Genomic DNA, 15217 nt, shown 5'->3' on the forward strand with positions numbered 1-15217 from the left:
CAACCGATTTATTATTGCCCTCACCAATTGATCAATTTTTATTCTATTTTTCCAACCATCTCAGTATGTGAACTAAATCACATATGGTCAAATAATAAACAGATTCTCTTTGTACTTTTTTCAGCCTCACAATGTGGGCCAGGTCACAGTATTAGCGCTGACAGACTCAATAGTGGCTGCGATTAATTTAAGAAATTCTCTTTCCTAGTATGAACACTCTAATTTAATCCCGTAACATCCTCCTTAAGCTTATTCCTGTAGGCCATTTAACGCTTACAACCATTCATTATGAGGATTTACCAATGCGTACAATCAAATCTTACCAAGAGCAAGTTCAAGACGTAGTTGAAAAAGCAATCGCAACTGTTGAAGAACAATACAAAGAGCTTGCTGCAACGACGTTCACTTACGTAGAAAAGCTCACTAACGTTGATGCTGTTAAAAGCAAGCACGACGAAGTTGCAGACCTAGCGGTTAACAAAGCACGTGAAGTAAACAAGCTTATCGGCGAAAAAGCTGGCGAAATCATTCTTAAGTTTGAAAAGCCAGAAACAAAGACAGCTAAGGCAAAAACTGCGGCTAAAACAACAGCTAAGAAAGCAGCTACCACTGCTAAGAAGAAAGCGACTACCGCTAAGAAGAAAACAACTAAAGTAGCTAAAGATTTAGTAGAAAAGGCTGAAGCAGCCACTGCTTAATATTTAGTTCAAACATACATCGCGATCTACGGGTCGCGATGTATGTTTAACCCACGAACATTCTTACGTTCTATTTACCTAGCCAATCTATTTTGTACAGATCCCTTCTTCGATCAAGAAAATTCCTTACAGATCCTTCATTCTTTAATTTATTCAAGATCTCTAAATCTAAATCTACAATTAACGTCATTTCTGTATTTGGCGTCGTCTCGGCCATAATAGCATCATGAGGGAACGAAAAGTCCGATGGTGAGAATACCGCTGACTGTGCATACTGAATATCAGCCCCATCCACTTTAGGCAAGTTACCCACACTACCTGCTATAGCAACATAACACTCATTTTCAATGGCACGCGCCTGAGCACAACACCGTACTCTAAGATAACCATTCTTAGTATCCGTCCAAAATGGGACGAAAAGGATCTGCATACCTTGCTCTGACTGAAGACGCGCCAACTCTGGGAACTCCACATCGTAACAAATCAATATGCCTATTTTACCGAAGTCAGTATCAAACACTTTAAGATCATTGCCACCCTGCATAATCCAAGCACGCTTTTCATAAGGCGTAGGGTGAAGCTTATACTGAGAATCAACTGTCCCGTCACGACGACATAAGTACGCTATATTTAATAACTCGTCATCTTCTATGATCGGAATCGAGCCTGCAATAATATTAATGTTATATGAAACCGCTAACTTAGAAATCGCTTCCACAATTTCAACACTGTACTCTGCCAAGGCTTTTATAGAATCAATCGAGCTTTGGTGATTATCGATCCCCATTAACGGTGCGTTAAAAAACTCAGGAAAAAGCGCCATATCACACTGATAATCAGATAATGCATCAATGAAGAACTCAACCTGCTGAATAAGCTCTTCAACAGAATTAAAGGTTCGCATTTGCCACTGGATACAACCAATACGAGCCGTCGTTCGCGCTGCGCCTATTAGAGGAGACTTTTCAGGGTCATAGTACAGGTTACACCACTCTAATAACGTAGCGTATCCATGCGACTCTTTGTCTTCGGGCAAGTACCCCTTAATAACGCGCTTCACATCAAACTCATTAGACAGTTGAAACGTTAATATCGGGTCATAAATATCTTTTCTTTTTACTTGCTCGATATACGCCTGAGGAGTCAATGTATCTGCATGATTTTTATAATTCGGAATTCGTCCACCCGCGATAATAGCTTTCAGATTTAGGTTCTGACACAATTCTTTTCGCGCCTCATACAAGCGGCGACCCAACCGCATTCCGCGATAATCTGGCGAAACAAAAATATCCACACCGTATAACACATCCCCTAAAGGGTCATGGGTAGTCAAATAGGCATTGCCGGTTATTTCATCATAGGTATGCTGATCGCCAAATTTATCGTAATCAACAATAACGGTAAACGCCGCAGCCACCACGACACCGTGGTCTTCGATACAAATCTGCCCATCAGGAAAAACGTTTAATTGAGATTTGAACTTTTTCTCGGGCCAGCTACCGCCTAAACCAGGATAAACCCGATCCATCAGGGTCTTCAAATCGGAAAAATCGTCAATTTTCAGATGTCGAAGTTTAAGCGTATGTTCTGGGTCATCAATTAAAATATCGTCGGTCATTGAGTTATTCCTTAGCAAGATAACAGCAATCTGTTAAATCGCTTTATATACCCATAAAAAGCGGCTTGCAATCTTTATATTTAATGCGTTAAAAAGAGTCACCAGGTACACGAACCCACCCTTCCATTAACACTCGAGCACTTCGGCTCATTACGGCTTTCACAACACTCCATTCGCCATTATTCTCAGTCGCTTCTGCACCGACACGCAGTGTCCCTGAAGGATGACCAAAGCGTACTGCTGTGCGTTCACCGCCACCTGCAGCGAGATTGACCAGCGTACCCGGTATTGCTGCGGCAGTGCCTATTGCAACCGCTGCAGTACCCATCATCGCGTGATGTAACTTACCCATTGAAAGCGCGCGGACTAATAAATCAATATCATCCGTCGTAACTTGCTTACCGCTTGAAGAAGTGTACTCGGCTGGAGGCGCTAAAAATGCGATTTTTGGGGTATGTTGGCGTTGTGCCGCTTCTTCTATATTGTCAATCAACCCCATACGAACAGCACCGTGAGCACGAATGGTTTCGAACATGGCGAGTGCTTTGTCATCGTTATTAATGGCGTCTTGCAATTCTGTGCCAGTGTAACCAATAGCCTCTGCATTGACGAAGATGGTTGGGATACCCGCATTGATCATAGTCACTTTGAGTGTGCCTACACCCGGAACGTCTAGATCATCGACTAAGTTGCCGGTTGGGAACATTGCACCCTCTCCATCTGCGGGGTCCATAAATTCCACTTGTACTTCTGCTGCGGGAAAGGTCACTCCATCAAGCTCAAAATCGCCTGTCTCTTGTACTTCTCCATTAGTAATCGGTACATGGGCGATAATGGTTTTAGATATATTAGCCTGCCATATACGAACAACAACGGTGCCATTTTGAGGGATTCGGCTTGCTTCAACTAAGCCACCACTGACTGCGAACGAGCCTACCGCGGCTGATAAGTTACCGCAGTTGCCGCTCCAGTCGACAAATGGTTTATCGATAGAGATCTGACCAAAAAGATAATCAACATCATGATCGGGTTGACTGCTTTTTGACAGAATAACCGTTTTACTGGTACTTGAGGTTGCACCACCCATGCCATCGGTTTGCTTGCCGTAGGGGTCTGGGCTGCCGATAACACGCAATAATAGTGCGTCGCGTGCGGCACCGGGCACTTGTGCGGCTTCGGGTAGGTCTTGCTGTCTAAAAAATACACCTTTGCTGGTACCGCCGCGTATGTAGGTGGCGGGTATTTTGATCTGAGGGATGTTGGACATAGTGTTACCCTATGAAGAATAAAAGCCATGGATTCCCGCGCAGGCGGGAATCCATAGGGGGTCAGAAATAAGCTTGCTTAAACCGTAGACTCTAAAAAGTCCTGAGCAAACCGTTGCAATACACCACCTGCTTCATACACATAAACCTCTTCTGCAGTATCAAGACGGCATGTAACCGGCACTTCAACTCGCTCGCCATTTTTACGATTAATCACTAAGGTTAACGTATTACGAGGCGTTGGCTCTCCAATAACATCAAAGGTTTCAGTCCCATCAATACCATAGGTTTTACGGTTCTCGCCTGCTTTAAACTCAACCGGCAAAACCCCCATACCCACTAAGTTAGTCCGGTGAATACGTTCAAACCCTTCAGCCACAATGACCTCAACACCCGCTAAGCGAACGCCTTTGGCAGCCCAGTCACGAGACGAACCCTGGCCGTAATCTGCACCCGCTACAATAATAAGCGGTTGCTTGCGCTCCATGTAGGTTTCTATGGCTTCCCACATGCGGCTTTCTTTCCCTTCTGGCTCAATACGCGCTAACGAGCCTTGCTTCACTGCACCATGTTCATCAAGGCACATTTCGTTTAGCAACTTAGGGTTGGCAAATGTCGCGCGCTGTGCCGTTAGGTGGTCACCACGGTGAGTCGCGTAGGAGTTAAAATCTTCTTCTGGTAGCCCCATCTTATGAAGGTAAGCACCCGCAGCACTTTCTAGCATGATCGCGTTTGAAGGTGATAGATGATCGGTGGTGATGTTATCGCCTAACACCGCAAGAGGGCGCATCCCCTTCATGGTGCGCTCACCCGCTAAAGCGCCTTCCCAATAAGGAGGACGACGAATATAGGTGCTCTGAGGACGCCATTCGTATAATGGACTCTCGGCTTGCTCACCTTTATCCATATCGAACATCGGTATATATATCTGATTAAACTGCTCAGGCTTCACGCACGTGGCAACAATCTCATCGATTTCTTCATCGCTTGGCCAGATATCTTTTAAGGTTATCTGATTACCGTCTTTATCAGTGCCCAGAATATCTTTTTCGATATCAAAACGAATCGTACCGGCAATCGCATACGCGACAACTAATGGCGGTGAGGCCAAGAACGCTTGTTTTGCATAAGGATGAATACGACCATCGAAATTTCGGTTACCTGATAATACGGCTGTCGCGTACAAGTCACGGTCAATGATTTCTTGCTGAATTTTAGGGTCTAGTGCACCACTCATACCATTACAAGTAGTACAGGCATACGCCACAATACCGAAGCCCAACTTCTCCATTTCAGTCAGTAAGCCGGCTTCTTCTAGGTAAAGTTTGGCCACTTTCGAGCCTGGCGCGAATGATGATTTAACCCAAGGTTTACGAACCAACCCTAGCTCATTCGCTTTACGTGCAATTAACCCTGCTGCAACAACATTGCGCGGGTTACTGGTGTTGGTACAACTGGTGATTGCGGCGATAATAACCGCGCCATCAGGCATTTCGCCTTGCTTCTCTTCCCACGCGCCTGCCACACCACGAGACGCGAGGTCTGCGGTGGGTAGACGTCGATGTGGGTTAGAAGGCCCCGCCATGTTTCGGCAAACAGATGACAGATCAAACGTTAATACGCGTTCGTATTCTGCTTCTTTTAGATCATCAGCCCAAAGGCCGGTTTCTTTTGCGTAGGCTTCAACTAACTTAACTTGCTCAGGCTCGCGCCCTGTTAACTTAAGATAATCAATCGTCTGTTCATCGATATAGAACATACCCGCCGAGGCACCAAACTCAGGTGTCATATTAGAGATAGTGGCACGATCTCCAATGGTTAACGCCGCGGCACCTTCGCCGAAAAACTCCAAATACGACGAAACCACTTTTTGATTACGCAGAAACTCGGTTATGGCTAAAACGATATCAGTCGCAGTAATACCTGGCTGACGCTTACCGGTTAACTTCACCCCAATAATATCGGGCAAACGCATCATTGAAGGGCGACCTAACATTACAGTTTCCGCCTCAAGCCCCCCCACGCCAATGGCTATAACCCCTAACGCATCAACATGTGGGGTGTGGCTGTCGGTGCCGACACACGTATCAGGATACGCCACTCCATCACGCGCCTGAACCACCGGAGACATTTTCTCTAGGTTAATCTGGTGCATGATGCCGTTACCCGCAGGAATGACATCGACATTTTCAAAGGCTGTTTTTGTCCACTCGATAAAGTGAAAACGATCTTCATTACGGCGATCTTCAATGGCGCGGTTCTTTTCAAAGGCGTCAGGCTCAAAGCCACCATGCTCAACGGCTAATGAGTGGTCAACAATCAACTGCGTTGGCACCACAGGGTTAACTTTAGCGGGGTCGCCGCCCTGCTCTGCAATAGCATCACGCAAACCGGCTAAATCAACCAATGCAGTCTGACCGAGAATATCGTGACATACCACGCGTGCGGGATACCACGGAAAATCTAGATCTTGCTTACGCTCAATAATCTGATTTAATGAATCCGTCAGTGTTTCAGGGTCACAACGACGTACCAACTGCTCAGCCAATACGCGCGATGTGTAAGGCAACTTAGCGTAAGCACCTGGTTTAATCTCTTCTATCGCTGCTCGGGTATCGTAATAATCTAACGAGGTGTCCGGCAGTGGTTTACGATGTAAAGTGTTCATAACGTCTTCCACAAAATATGTTGGTGTTTATCGCTCGCTAATAGGCTGAACAGCTCTTGGCTCAGCGCCAATATAATCAGCACTTGGACGAATAATGCGATTATTAACACGCTGCTCCATCACATGCGCAGCCCAGCCAGTAACCCGTGAGCACACAAATATCGGCGTAAATAGTTTGGTTGGAATGCCCATAAAGTAATAAGCTGAAGCATGGAAGAAATCCGCGTTACAAAACAGCTTTTTGGTATCCCACATAAACTCTTCACAAGCGACTGAGATATCATAAAGAGAGCTATCACCATATTCTTTAGCCAGCTTTTCTGACCACGCTTTGATGATCACATTTCGAGGGTCAGATTCGCTGTAAATGGCATGCCCAAACCCCATAATTTTTTCTTTACGCGCTAACATACCCGCCATTTTTTCTTTAGCATCTGCTGGCGATTTAAACGTCTGAATCATGTCCATCGCGGCTTCGTTAGCACCACCATGTAAAGGGCCACGCAATGTGCCAATAGCGCCTGTCACGCATGAGAACATATCAGACAATGTCGACGCACATACACGCGCAGTAAATGTAGAGGCGTTAAACTCATGCTCAGCATAAAGAATAAGCGAAACGTCCATCACTTTACGATGCAGTTCAGAGGGCGTTTCACCGCTAAGAAGTTTTAGGAAATGTCCCCCCATAGAGTCTTCATCGGTATTACAGTCAATCTCAACGCCCTCATGACTGAAACGATACCAGTAACACATAATGGCGGGGAATGCGGCCAACAACCGATTAGCCGCTTTGTTTTGCTGTGTAAAATCGACTTCTGGCTCTAAGTTACCCAAAAAAGAACAACCCGTTCGCATCACATCCATCGGGTGAGCATCGGCAGGGATATGCTTTAACGCATCTTTCAATTCATTAGGTAAGTCACGCATTGATTTCAACTCAGCTTTATAAGCAGCTAATTGATCAACGTTAGGTAATTCACCGTTAAATAGAAGGTACGCCACTTCTTCAAACGTTGCGTTTTCTGTTAAGTCCGCCACGTCGTAGCCACAATAGGTTAAACCAGACCCTGACTTACCGACTGTACATAACTTAGTTTCGCCTGCGCTTTGGCCCCGTAGGCCTGCACCGCTTAGTTTTTTACCTGTCATGATATCCCCTTAATTCTCGTTATTAGCGTTCTAACTGTTGTTAAGCCTTTACTCAGTTTCATTAATCGTTACTTATTTTTGCCTTCACTGAATAGCTTATCGAGCTTTTGTTCGTAATCGTGATAACCCAAGTAATCATATAGGTCCATGCGAGTTTGCATGGTGTCGACAACGGCTTTTTGATCACCTGTTTCAAGGATAGATCGATATACGTTTTCTGCCGCTTTGTTCATGGCTCTAAATGCACTCAATGGGTAAAGCACCATCGCGGCACCCCACTCGCCTAACTGCTCTTTGTTCCATAGCTCTGTCTGGCCAAACTCGGTAATGTTCGCCAAAATAGGCACATCTAATGCCTCAGCAAACGCACGATAATGCTCTTCTGTTTTCACTGCCTCTGCAAAAATACCATCTGCACCCGCCGCCACATACGCTTTTGCCCGAGCGATAGCCGCCTCTAGTCCCTCTTGGGCGAATGAATCAGTACGTGCCATGATGAAAAAGTCAGGGTCCCTACGCGCATCAACGGCTGCTTTAATACGGTCGACCATTTCTTCAACACTGACAATCTCTTTATTAGGACGATGACCACATCGCTTTTGAGCGACCTGATCTTCAATATGAACCGCCGCCGCGCCTGCTTTCTCCATATCGCGAATAGTTTTGGCTATGTTGAATGCCCCGCCCCAACCCGTATCGATATCAACCAACAACGGCAAATCACAGGCTGCTGTGATTCGCTGAACATCAACAATCACATCGTTCAAAGACGTCATACCCAAATCTGGCAGACCATAAGAAGCATTAGCTACACCGCCACCCGACAAGTAAATCGCCTGATGACCGATTTGTTTAGCCATCATGGCAGAGTACGCATTAATAGTACCCACGATTTGCAATGGTTTATGGTCAGCCAATGCCTGACGGAACTTTTTACCTGCACTCATGTTTGATATCTCCTGTGACCTTAATATTAGATTCGTTTAACTGTTCTTGTTCAATCCAATTAACTTTTGCTCAATATTGTTACGTGAATACGTAATATGCCGCCGCATTAGCATCTCGGCTAACTCCTCATCACGATTCGAAATGGCTTGTACGATATGTTTATGCTCATCAAATGCCGCCGATACCCGTGGCCCCGCCATCCCTAATTGAACCCGGTACATACGGACGAGGTGATAAAGACCATCAAACAGCATTGATATAAGATGATTATTTTTACTGCCTAGGATAATTCGATAGTGGAAATCAACGTCACCGGCTTCTTGATAATAAGACTCGTCGTTTTTGACGTCTTGGAAGTGAGAATTTAACAGCGTATTCAGATCGGCAATCTCTTCATCAGTCATATTCTTAGCCGCCAACCGCGCCGCCATGCCTTCTAATGACTCTCGGATTTGATACAGGTCGATGATACCTTCAGCGGTTAACGCAACCACTCTCGCCCCGACGTTGGCTTTGCGCTCAACAATATGACATGAAACCAACCGATTGATTGCTTCGCGTATCACCGACCGGCTAACCGCATATTTTGTCGACAATTCAGTCTCGCTCAGCTTTGAACCAGCCTGAATATCACCCTCAACGATGTCTTTTCTTAGCTGAAAGAACGTTTTATCTGCTGATGTAACGGGTTGTTCGGTGAAATAACTCATAGAATTCTATATTAGCCGATTAACTAAAGTGTCGACAATATAGTGCAATATATAGTTACCGTCAAACCAAAAGACTATATATTGTCGACAAAATATCACTTTTCACCCTACACGTAGCCGTGATGCAAGGAGACACGACTGGAATCAAGGAAAGGTTCCGGTGGAATGCAGAGCCAACCCCTGATTCCGCTTCGCTGCATCAAGACTACAAGGGCGGGAATGTGATTAGCTGATTAAGATTTCAACCTCGGGTGCCTAACAAATTGCACTTCCTGTTTCATTGCTGACTAGATACCGTTAAAATCGCCCCCCTGAATGAGTGCCATTAGATTAAACAGGTTATACGCATGAGTAGAAAGTTAGAGTTACTGGCACCGGGCGGTGATGTTGATGCAATTAAAGCGGCGATTGTGGCGGGTGCAAATGCTGTTTATTGCGGCCTAGACACGTTCAATGCACGTAATCGCGCTGCGAATATTTCATTTGATGACCTTAGTGGCATTTTAAGGCTTGCCCACGAATACGGCTGTGAAGTCTTTCTAACGCTGAATATTGTGATCTTGGAGCATGAGATCACCAGTATGATTAATCTACTCAACAAGCTGGTCAATAGTGGCATTGATGGCATTATTGTTCAGGATCTAGGGATGTTCAACCTAGTCAAAAAATACTTCCCGACGTTAGATATTCACGCCTCTACTCAGTTAACGACACATAATGAAGGCCAAATACGCTTTTTATCTAAAATTGGCGCATCACGAGTCAACTTATCTCGCGAACTCAACCTTCAAGAAATAAAAACCTTAACCGCTGTTGCTCATGACGTGAACGTATTAACCGAAGTCTTTGTGCATGGCGCGCTTTGTATCGCATTTTCTGGTCAGTGTTACTCCAGTTCTGTAAGTGTCGGTAATTCAGGTAATCGAGGTCGCTGTAGTCAAGCCTGCCGTGACGAGTACGAGCCGACAGCCACGGGTAATAAATTCCCACTTAACCTTAAAGATAATTCTGCCTATTTTGATTTACCCGAATTGGTGGATGCAGAAGTAGACTCGTTAAAAATAGAAGGCCGTATTAAAGGGGCTAACTATGTACATACAGTGGTTGATAGCTGGCGTAAACAGATTGACCAATTTGTAGAAACGGGGCAACTGCTAGACGATAATTCAAACCTCTATAAAGTCTTTAACCGTGATTTCACCAATTTATTCCTAAAAGGTGATATGACAAAATCGATGTTTATAGACAACCCTAAAGACCACAGTTTTAACCACATCACCGAAAAGAGTAACGCCATATCAGTGGTTCAGATTCAGGAAGTTAAAGACGAGTTTGCTGCTGAGAAAAAAGAAATCGGCACGTTAGTAAACGAAAAAATCAAGTATCTGAGCATTGCCAAGCAACGCTTAACGCTTGAGTTTTCTGGCCAGATTAATAAGCCTTTAAAAGTGACCGCACGACTATACGATTCGACAGATATTGCGTTCAAGCAACCACAAAAGTCATTGGTTTTAAGTACCGATCTACCCCTAATATCTGTCGGTAAATCACCGCTTGATCACACCGCAATTGAAAAACGTTTCAAGCGTTTTCCGAATGCGAGCGTTACGGTTGAAGGATTTAACTTTGACAGACTAGATGAGGATTTGAGCATACCGTTTAAAGAAGTAACCGCACTCAAAAACAAACTGGCTATGCAATTAAATGGCACTAACCAAGTCATTCAAGCCGTTAAAGTGCCGGCATTAGACAAACACCCTAAAGTCAATGAGCAACCTACTCTATCAATATTAATTGCCGATAAGAAAGACCTTTCTCTTTGCGATATAACCGAAGCGGACGTTTATTTTAAGTTACCTGAAAGCTTTAAAGTCGGTGATAATAAGTTCATCGACTTATTCTTGAAAAACCCTCGCCTGATTCCGTGGTTCCCTGCGGTGCTTATCGGTAAAGATTACTTAGAAGCCATCCGCTTTTTGGAGCACGTTAAGCCAACACGTATCGTCAGTAACAATACCGGTATTGCCTTCAAAGCGTTTGAAATGAATATCGATTGGATCGCAGGCCCATTCCTGAATACCACCAATTCATACGCACTCTTAACCCTGCAAGAAGAACTTAACTGTAAAGGGGCGTTTATTTCTAACGAGATCAACAAACTGCAGATCAGAAATATTGCCCGCCCAGAAAACTTCAAACTGCTTTACAGCATTTATCACCCCATTTTAATGATGACCAGTCGTCAGTGCTTTTTCCAGCAAACGGTAGGCTGTAAAAAACCGAGTATTGAAGATGGCTGTATGCTGAAGTGTGAAAAGGCCACCACCATTACTAATGTTAAAGGGGTTTCGTTTGCGGTAGATAAACAAAAAGGGGGTTACCCAAGCATCTATAACAATGAGCAGTTTTTAAATTTAGATGCCGTAAACGATTACTCGGGTTTATTTGATGAGTTCTTTATTGATTTAACGAATATCGGCGCAGGCTCAAAAGAAGAACTCAACAAGGCACAACTGATTCAGCACTTCGAGAAGGTTTTAAATGGCGTCGTTGAGGCTCAATCAGAGTTAAACGAGATGGTTAAGCTATCAACAAACGCGCAATATCAGCAAGGGCTGTAGCGCTGTATTTCACTATCAGCTAAGTACCCAGCAAAAATTCTTCACCTTGGTTCAGCCAAGGTGGATATTTGGCCATAACCTTGGTAAACATTGGCTGCTGCAATTGCCAATCAAGCCAGCGTCTCAGATTTGGATAAGGTGCTTGCAAGTACCACTTACGGTCAACACGGGCAAACTGGCGAATAAACGGTAAGATCGCATAATCAGCGACGCTTGGCCGATCACCTACAAAAAAGTCGTGCTTGCTTAATCTTTGTTCTAAATCAGCCACAAACTGCTCGCACTGGTCACGATAATAAAGCTGAGCAAAATCATGATACCTTTTAGAGTATTTGTAGTTTTCTAGATTAGCAATAAACTCATGATCATTACGCGCTATTACCCCCTGAATATCTTCCACCGCTTTAGGGCTATTAGAATACAGTAAGTTCTGCGGGTCGTTGTTTTTAAGCGCCCAGAACATAATATCCAGACTCTCATCTATCACCTTCACGCCATCAAGCCGTCCATTATCCGCGTCACCTAATACCAAAACAGGCACAGTCGCCTTTGCAGATGCAGCGAGCATTTCAGTAGGGATGTTTTTTAGAACGACGGCACGCAACTTAAACGGTTGTCGGGCATGGAATAGGCCGAGTCTTGCACGAATGGCATAGGGGCAGTTTTGTAGTGAGTAGAGTATTGGATCGGTCATTGCCCCTCAGAAACCTATTGTTTACTTTTTCTATACTCAATAGGCGTCATACCAGACCAACGCTTAAATGCACGATAAAACGTGCTGGGTTCTGAAAATCCCGTCAAATAAACAATTTCATCAATAGTCTCGTTGGTGTTAGCCAATAACCGTCGAGACAGTTTATATCTAAAGTCAGCCAATATCTGGTTAAAGTTGGTATCAATATCAGACAGTTTTGTTCGAAGACTACGAGGCTTTATCTCCATTCGCTCGGCAACCGATTCTAGCGTTACCTCGCCCGAGTCTAACAGTTCAGCTATAATTTTATTAACCTGTACAACAATATCTTCTTTAGCAATTCGAGCCACTTGTTCACTGGCAAATTGCTCATGCAGTGCCAACAACTCCGGCTCTGCATGTGGAGAGCGTATTTCAAGCATCGCCGTATCAAAATATAGGCGATTTTCAGCACAGTCAAACTTTACATCACAGCCCAACACCCGTTTAACTTCATCCACGTTTTTCGGCTCTTCATGGTCAAACTCAAAATACGCAGGCGTGAATACATCATCGGTGATAGATTTGAAGAAGTCGATCGTAGCTTGAGCAAAGCATTCATTGAAATGGCGAATAGACTTGGAGCCAACCGATGCTGTAATCAGTTGAATATAGCAAATGTCAGATTCAACCACCAAATTAGACGCGGCGACATCACTGATAAGACGTTGGTAATTTAACGCTCGATGCAGGCCTTCACCAAAGGTTGGGCTGCTTAAAAATAAGTATTCAATAACCTGCCCTTTAAATGTAGGCAAGTGCTCCCCAAGGTGTAAACCTATATCGGGGTCACCTGTTTGCTCTTCGAGTAATGACCAAAAAAGTGGCTGAGCATTATGTGGTGTTCGTAAATGAGCTGTCTGCAAATAAGTCTCATCAATACCTAATTTACTCAGCAAAAGAGGGATATCCACCCCTGCTTTAACCATTGCCTGAACAGCCAGTCGAATCATGACTCCCGCATCTTTCAATTCACTCATAAACGCTCAACTCTATCCATATACACCCAACGCCCACATCATCTTAAAACGAACCTGAATGTTTAGTCTTCACTGGCAACAAATCATTAATTGATAGCATACCTGCCCCTCCCACAATTCTCCAGTATCTTGTCATGTTCACGCCGTAATAGAGTGAATAGATTGACCTTTATGCCTGCATATATTCGTGTTCAGTGCCAATCCTTGCAACCTGTAATTGCTCTAGACTCATTTTATAACGATAGAACACGTTCTAAAAGTTACATCAAAACGAGACAGGCAAGATGATGAGCCAAACTATGAATCAGACCACCACAATGCATTTATCAGAAAGCCCCAATATATTCGCATTACTATCGCGAGCAGCTTTGCCCAAAAAGCCATCGGACACAATAGCGATCCCTGAGCTTTCAGTTGACCTAAAAGGGATAAAGACAGACCCCACCCTACTAAAAGAGTATAGCCGTGTTTGTGGGTTTAAATTAAAACCTCGCCTACCATCAACACTGCCTCATATCATGGCATTCCCGCTGCATATGAAGCTACTAACGAACAATAAGTTCCCACTCCCTTTACTTGGCCTTGTTCATTACAAAAATAGTATTACCCAACATCGGCCGCTCAACATCAATGAAGTCTTTGATATGCAATGCCAACTTACCAATAGCCATAAGACGGATATGGGTATCAAGTTTGATATTGTCAGCACTGTAACAGTAGGCAAGAAAGTCGTCTGGGAAGAAACATCAACATTCCTACACCGTTCTAAGAAAAAGACTGTAAATAGCCAGAAAACGCGTAAAACACTCCCTCACTACGACAATACCGAGTCATGGAAACTTGCCGCATCGCTCGGTCGCCAGTACGCGAAAGTTTCAAATGACTTTAACCTAATCCACCTTTTCGCTTGGTCTGCCAAAGCATTTGGATTTAATAGAGCAATAGTGCATGGCATGTGGTCTAAAACACGCTGTATTGCAGCGCTTACCGAAACGCTTGGCGATAAGGCATTTAAGGTTGATGTGAACTTTAAATTACCCATTTTTCTGCCTAGTTCAGTGTTATTTAACTGGCAGAAAGCCAATGACACTATTAACTTTCAACTGCTAGATAAAAACCGAACCAAACCGCATCTTAGCGGGAAAATAACCCTATTATAAATATTCAGTCCATTTGCAGGTCTTTAAGGCCTGCTTTTTTTATTCCCGCTCTAACTCATTCTATTCAAGGATGAATTTCAATAGGGGTTCCGTTATCAATAGCCGCCCAAATCTCATCCATTTCTTCATTTTTGACAGCGATACACCCATCAGTCCAGTCCATTTTATCCAAAATCCATGCACTGACAGGGTCACGCTTTTTATTCGGCCGACCATGAATCATAATCATACCGCCAGGATCACGCCCCTGCTCTAGTGCAAACTGTTGATCTTGTTCATTAGGGTAAGATATATGAATTGAACGGTAAAATTTACTATTTTCGTTTCGCCAATCTAAGATGTAAGTCCCTTCTGGTGTTTTTTCATCCCCTTCAAATTGCTTATGCCCTTTAGGACTATCACCTAGGGCAATATCATAGCGCCGAAAGACCTCTCCATCCTTAACCAACACTAACTTCCGTTCAGATTTTTTAACCAAAACGAGGTCAGCTTTTGGCAGCTCCATACTTTTCAGACTGAGCGAAATACAAGCCAATATTACGATAGAGATAAGTCTAATCATCGAACCACAACTCTTATTATTAGAGATATTCACACGATACTATACAATGCTTAGTTTATAGCATATTTTGAACAACGTTATTAACATCCCATTTTTTGCGTC

General features: G+C 44.0%; 12 protein-coding genes. 3 read left to right on the top strand and 9 right to left on the bottom strand.

The window, feature by feature from the left end; all coding sequences use genetic code 11:
* The first annotated feature begins 302 nt into the window (after positions 1-302).
* Positions 303-698: a hypothetical protein gene (locus tag NKI27_RS13330; RefSeq protein WP_265046533.1), complete on the top strand. Its 396-nt coding sequence runs from the start codon at positions 303-305 to the stop codon at positions 696-698.
* A gap of 70 nt (positions 699-768) precedes the next feature.
* On the opposite strand, the gene NKI27_RS13335 is transcribed toward NKI27_RS13330, so the two are convergent.
* The 6 genes from NKI27_RS13335 to NKI27_RS13360 all read right to left on the bottom strand — a co-directional run bounded on the left by NKI27_RS13335 (position 769) and on the right by NKI27_RS13360 (position 9059).
* Positions 769-2316, bottom strand: a complete 1548-nt coding sequence (locus NKI27_RS13335) for a bifunctional GNAT family N-acetyltransferase/carbon-nitrogen hydrolase family protein (RefSeq protein WP_265046534.1) — start codon at positions 2314-2316, stop codon at positions 769-771.
* A gap of 88 nt (positions 2317-2404) precedes the next feature.
* A complete protein-coding gene (gene prpF, locus NKI27_RS13340; protein WP_265046535.1) occupies positions 2405-3583 on the bottom strand; it encodes a 2-methylaconitate cis-trans isomerase PrpF in 1179 nt (392 codons plus the stop codon).
* 77 nt (positions 3584-3660) lie between these two features.
* The gene (gene acnD, locus NKI27_RS13345; RefSeq protein ID WP_265046536.1) at positions 3661-6249 is read right to left on the bottom strand and encodes a Fe/S-dependent 2-methylisocitrate dehydratase AcnD; all 2589 of its coding nucleotides are present in this window, start codon (positions 6247-6249) and stop codon (positions 3661-3663) included.
* Between the two features lie 27 nt (positions 6250-6276).
* Positions 6277-7401, bottom strand: coding sequence for a bifunctional 2-methylcitrate synthase/citrate synthase (gene prpC, locus NKI27_RS13350; RefSeq protein ID WP_265046537.1), 1125 nt, complete (start codon positions 7399-7401; stop codon positions 6277-6279).
* A 68-nt stretch (positions 7402-7469) separates the two neighbouring features.
* Positions 7470-8348 carry a methylisocitrate lyase gene (gene prpB, locus NKI27_RS13355; RefSeq protein ID WP_265046538.1) on the bottom strand — a complete coding sequence of 293 codons (879 nt, stop codon included), beginning with the start codon at positions 8346-8348 and terminating at the stop codon, positions 7470-7472.
* A 36-nt stretch (positions 8349-8384) separates the two neighbouring features.
* A complete protein-coding gene (locus tag NKI27_RS13360) occupies positions 8385-9059 on the bottom strand; it encodes a GntR family transcriptional regulator (protein ID WP_265046539.1) in 675 nt (224 codons plus the stop codon).
* Positions 9060-9406: 347 nt separating this feature from the next.
* Between NKI27_RS13360 and NKI27_RS13365 the strand changes: the two genes are divergently transcribed.
* Positions 9407-11680 carry a peptidase U32 family protein gene (locus NKI27_RS13365; protein ID WP_265046540.1) on the top strand — a complete coding sequence of 758 codons (2274 nt, stop codon included), beginning with the start codon at positions 9407-9409 and terminating at the stop codon, positions 11678-11680.
* Positions 11681-11699: 19 nt separating this feature from the next.
* Here the strand turns inward: NKI27_RS13365 and NKI27_RS13370 are convergent, their stop codons facing one another.
* Both NKI27_RS13370 and NKI27_RS13375 read right to left on the bottom strand, forming a co-directional pair.
* Positions 11700-12374 carry a glutathione S-transferase gene (locus tag NKI27_RS13370; RefSeq protein WP_265046541.1) on the bottom strand — a complete coding sequence of 225 codons (675 nt, stop codon included), beginning with the start codon at positions 12372-12374 and terminating at the stop codon, positions 11700-11702.
* A 14-nt stretch (positions 12375-12388) separates the two neighbouring features.
* Positions 12389-13393 carry an AraC family transcriptional regulator gene (locus NKI27_RS13375; RefSeq protein WP_265046542.1) on the bottom strand — a complete coding sequence of 335 codons (1005 nt, stop codon included), beginning with the start codon at positions 13391-13393 and terminating at the stop codon, positions 12389-12391.
* A gap of 284 nt (positions 13394-13677) precedes the next feature.
* Here NKI27_RS13375 and NKI27_RS13380 point away from each other — a divergent pair, with 284 nt between their 5' ends.
* Positions 13678-14553, top strand: coding sequence for a MaoC/PaaZ C-terminal domain-containing protein (locus tag NKI27_RS13380; protein WP_265046543.1), 876 nt, complete (start codon positions 13678-13680; stop codon positions 14551-14553).
* 64 nt (positions 14554-14617) lie between these two features.
* Here NKI27_RS13380 and NKI27_RS13385 read toward each other — a convergent pair whose 3' ends face one another.
* Positions 14618-15115 carry a L,D-transpeptidase family protein gene (locus NKI27_RS13385; RefSeq protein ID WP_265046544.1) on the bottom strand — a complete coding sequence of 166 codons (498 nt, stop codon included), beginning with the start codon at positions 15113-15115 and terminating at the stop codon, positions 14618-14620.
* Positions 15116-15217: the final 102 nt, after the last annotated feature.

Source organism: Alkalimarinus alittae, from assembly GCF_026016465.1.
GTDB classification, from domain to species: domain Bacteria; phylum Pseudomonadota; class Gammaproteobacteria; order Pseudomonadales; family Oleiphilaceae; genus Alkalimarinus; species Alkalimarinus alittae.

What these genes read in the sequence shown, in the direction of transcription:
- NKI27_RS13330 (WP_265046533.1), top strand. Translation starts at nt 303, where the DNA reads ATGCGTACAATCAAATCTTACCAAGAGCAAGTTCAAGACGTAGTTGAA.
- NKI27_RS13335 (WP_265046534.1), bottom strand. Translation starts at nt 2,316, where the DNA reads ATGACCGACGATATTTTAATTGATGACCCAGAACATACGCTTAAACTT.
- prpF (WP_265046535.1), bottom strand. Translation starts at nt 3,583, where the DNA reads ATGTCCAACATCCCTCAGATCAAAATACCCGCCACCTACATACGCGGC.
- acnD (WP_265046536.1), bottom strand. Translation starts at nt 6,249, where the DNA reads ATGAACACTTTACATCGTAAACCACTGCCGGACACCTCGTTAGATTAT.
- prpC (WP_265046537.1), bottom strand. Translation starts at nt 7,401, where the DNA reads ATGACAGGTAAAAAACTAAGCGGTGCAGGCCTACGGGGCCAAAGCGCA.
- prpB (WP_265046538.1), bottom strand. Translation starts at nt 8,348, where the DNA reads ATGAGTGCAGGTAAAAAGTTCCGTCAGGCATTGGCTGACCATAAACCA.
- NKI27_RS13360 (WP_265046539.1), bottom strand. Translation starts at nt 9,059, where the DNA reads ATGAGTTATTTCACCGAACAACCCGTTACATCAGCAGATAAAACGTTC.
- NKI27_RS13365 (WP_265046540.1), top strand. Translation starts at nt 9,407, where the DNA reads ATGAGTAGAAAGTTAGAGTTACTGGCACCGGGCGGTGATGTTGATGCA.
- NKI27_RS13370 (WP_265046541.1), bottom strand. Translation starts at nt 12,374, where the DNA reads ATGACCGATCCAATACTCTACTCACTACAAAACTGCCCCTATGCCATT.
- NKI27_RS13375 (WP_265046542.1), bottom strand. Translation starts at nt 13,393, where the DNA reads ATGAGTGAATTGAAAGATGCGGGAGTCATGATTCGACTGGCTGTTCAG.
- NKI27_RS13380 (WP_265046543.1), top strand. Translation starts at nt 13,678, where the DNA reads ATGATGAGCCAAACTATGAATCAGACCACCACAATGCATTTATCAGAA.
- NKI27_RS13385 (WP_265046544.1), bottom strand. Translation starts at nt 15,115, where the DNA reads ATGATTAGACTTATCTCTATCGTAATATTGGCTTGTATTTCGCTCAGT.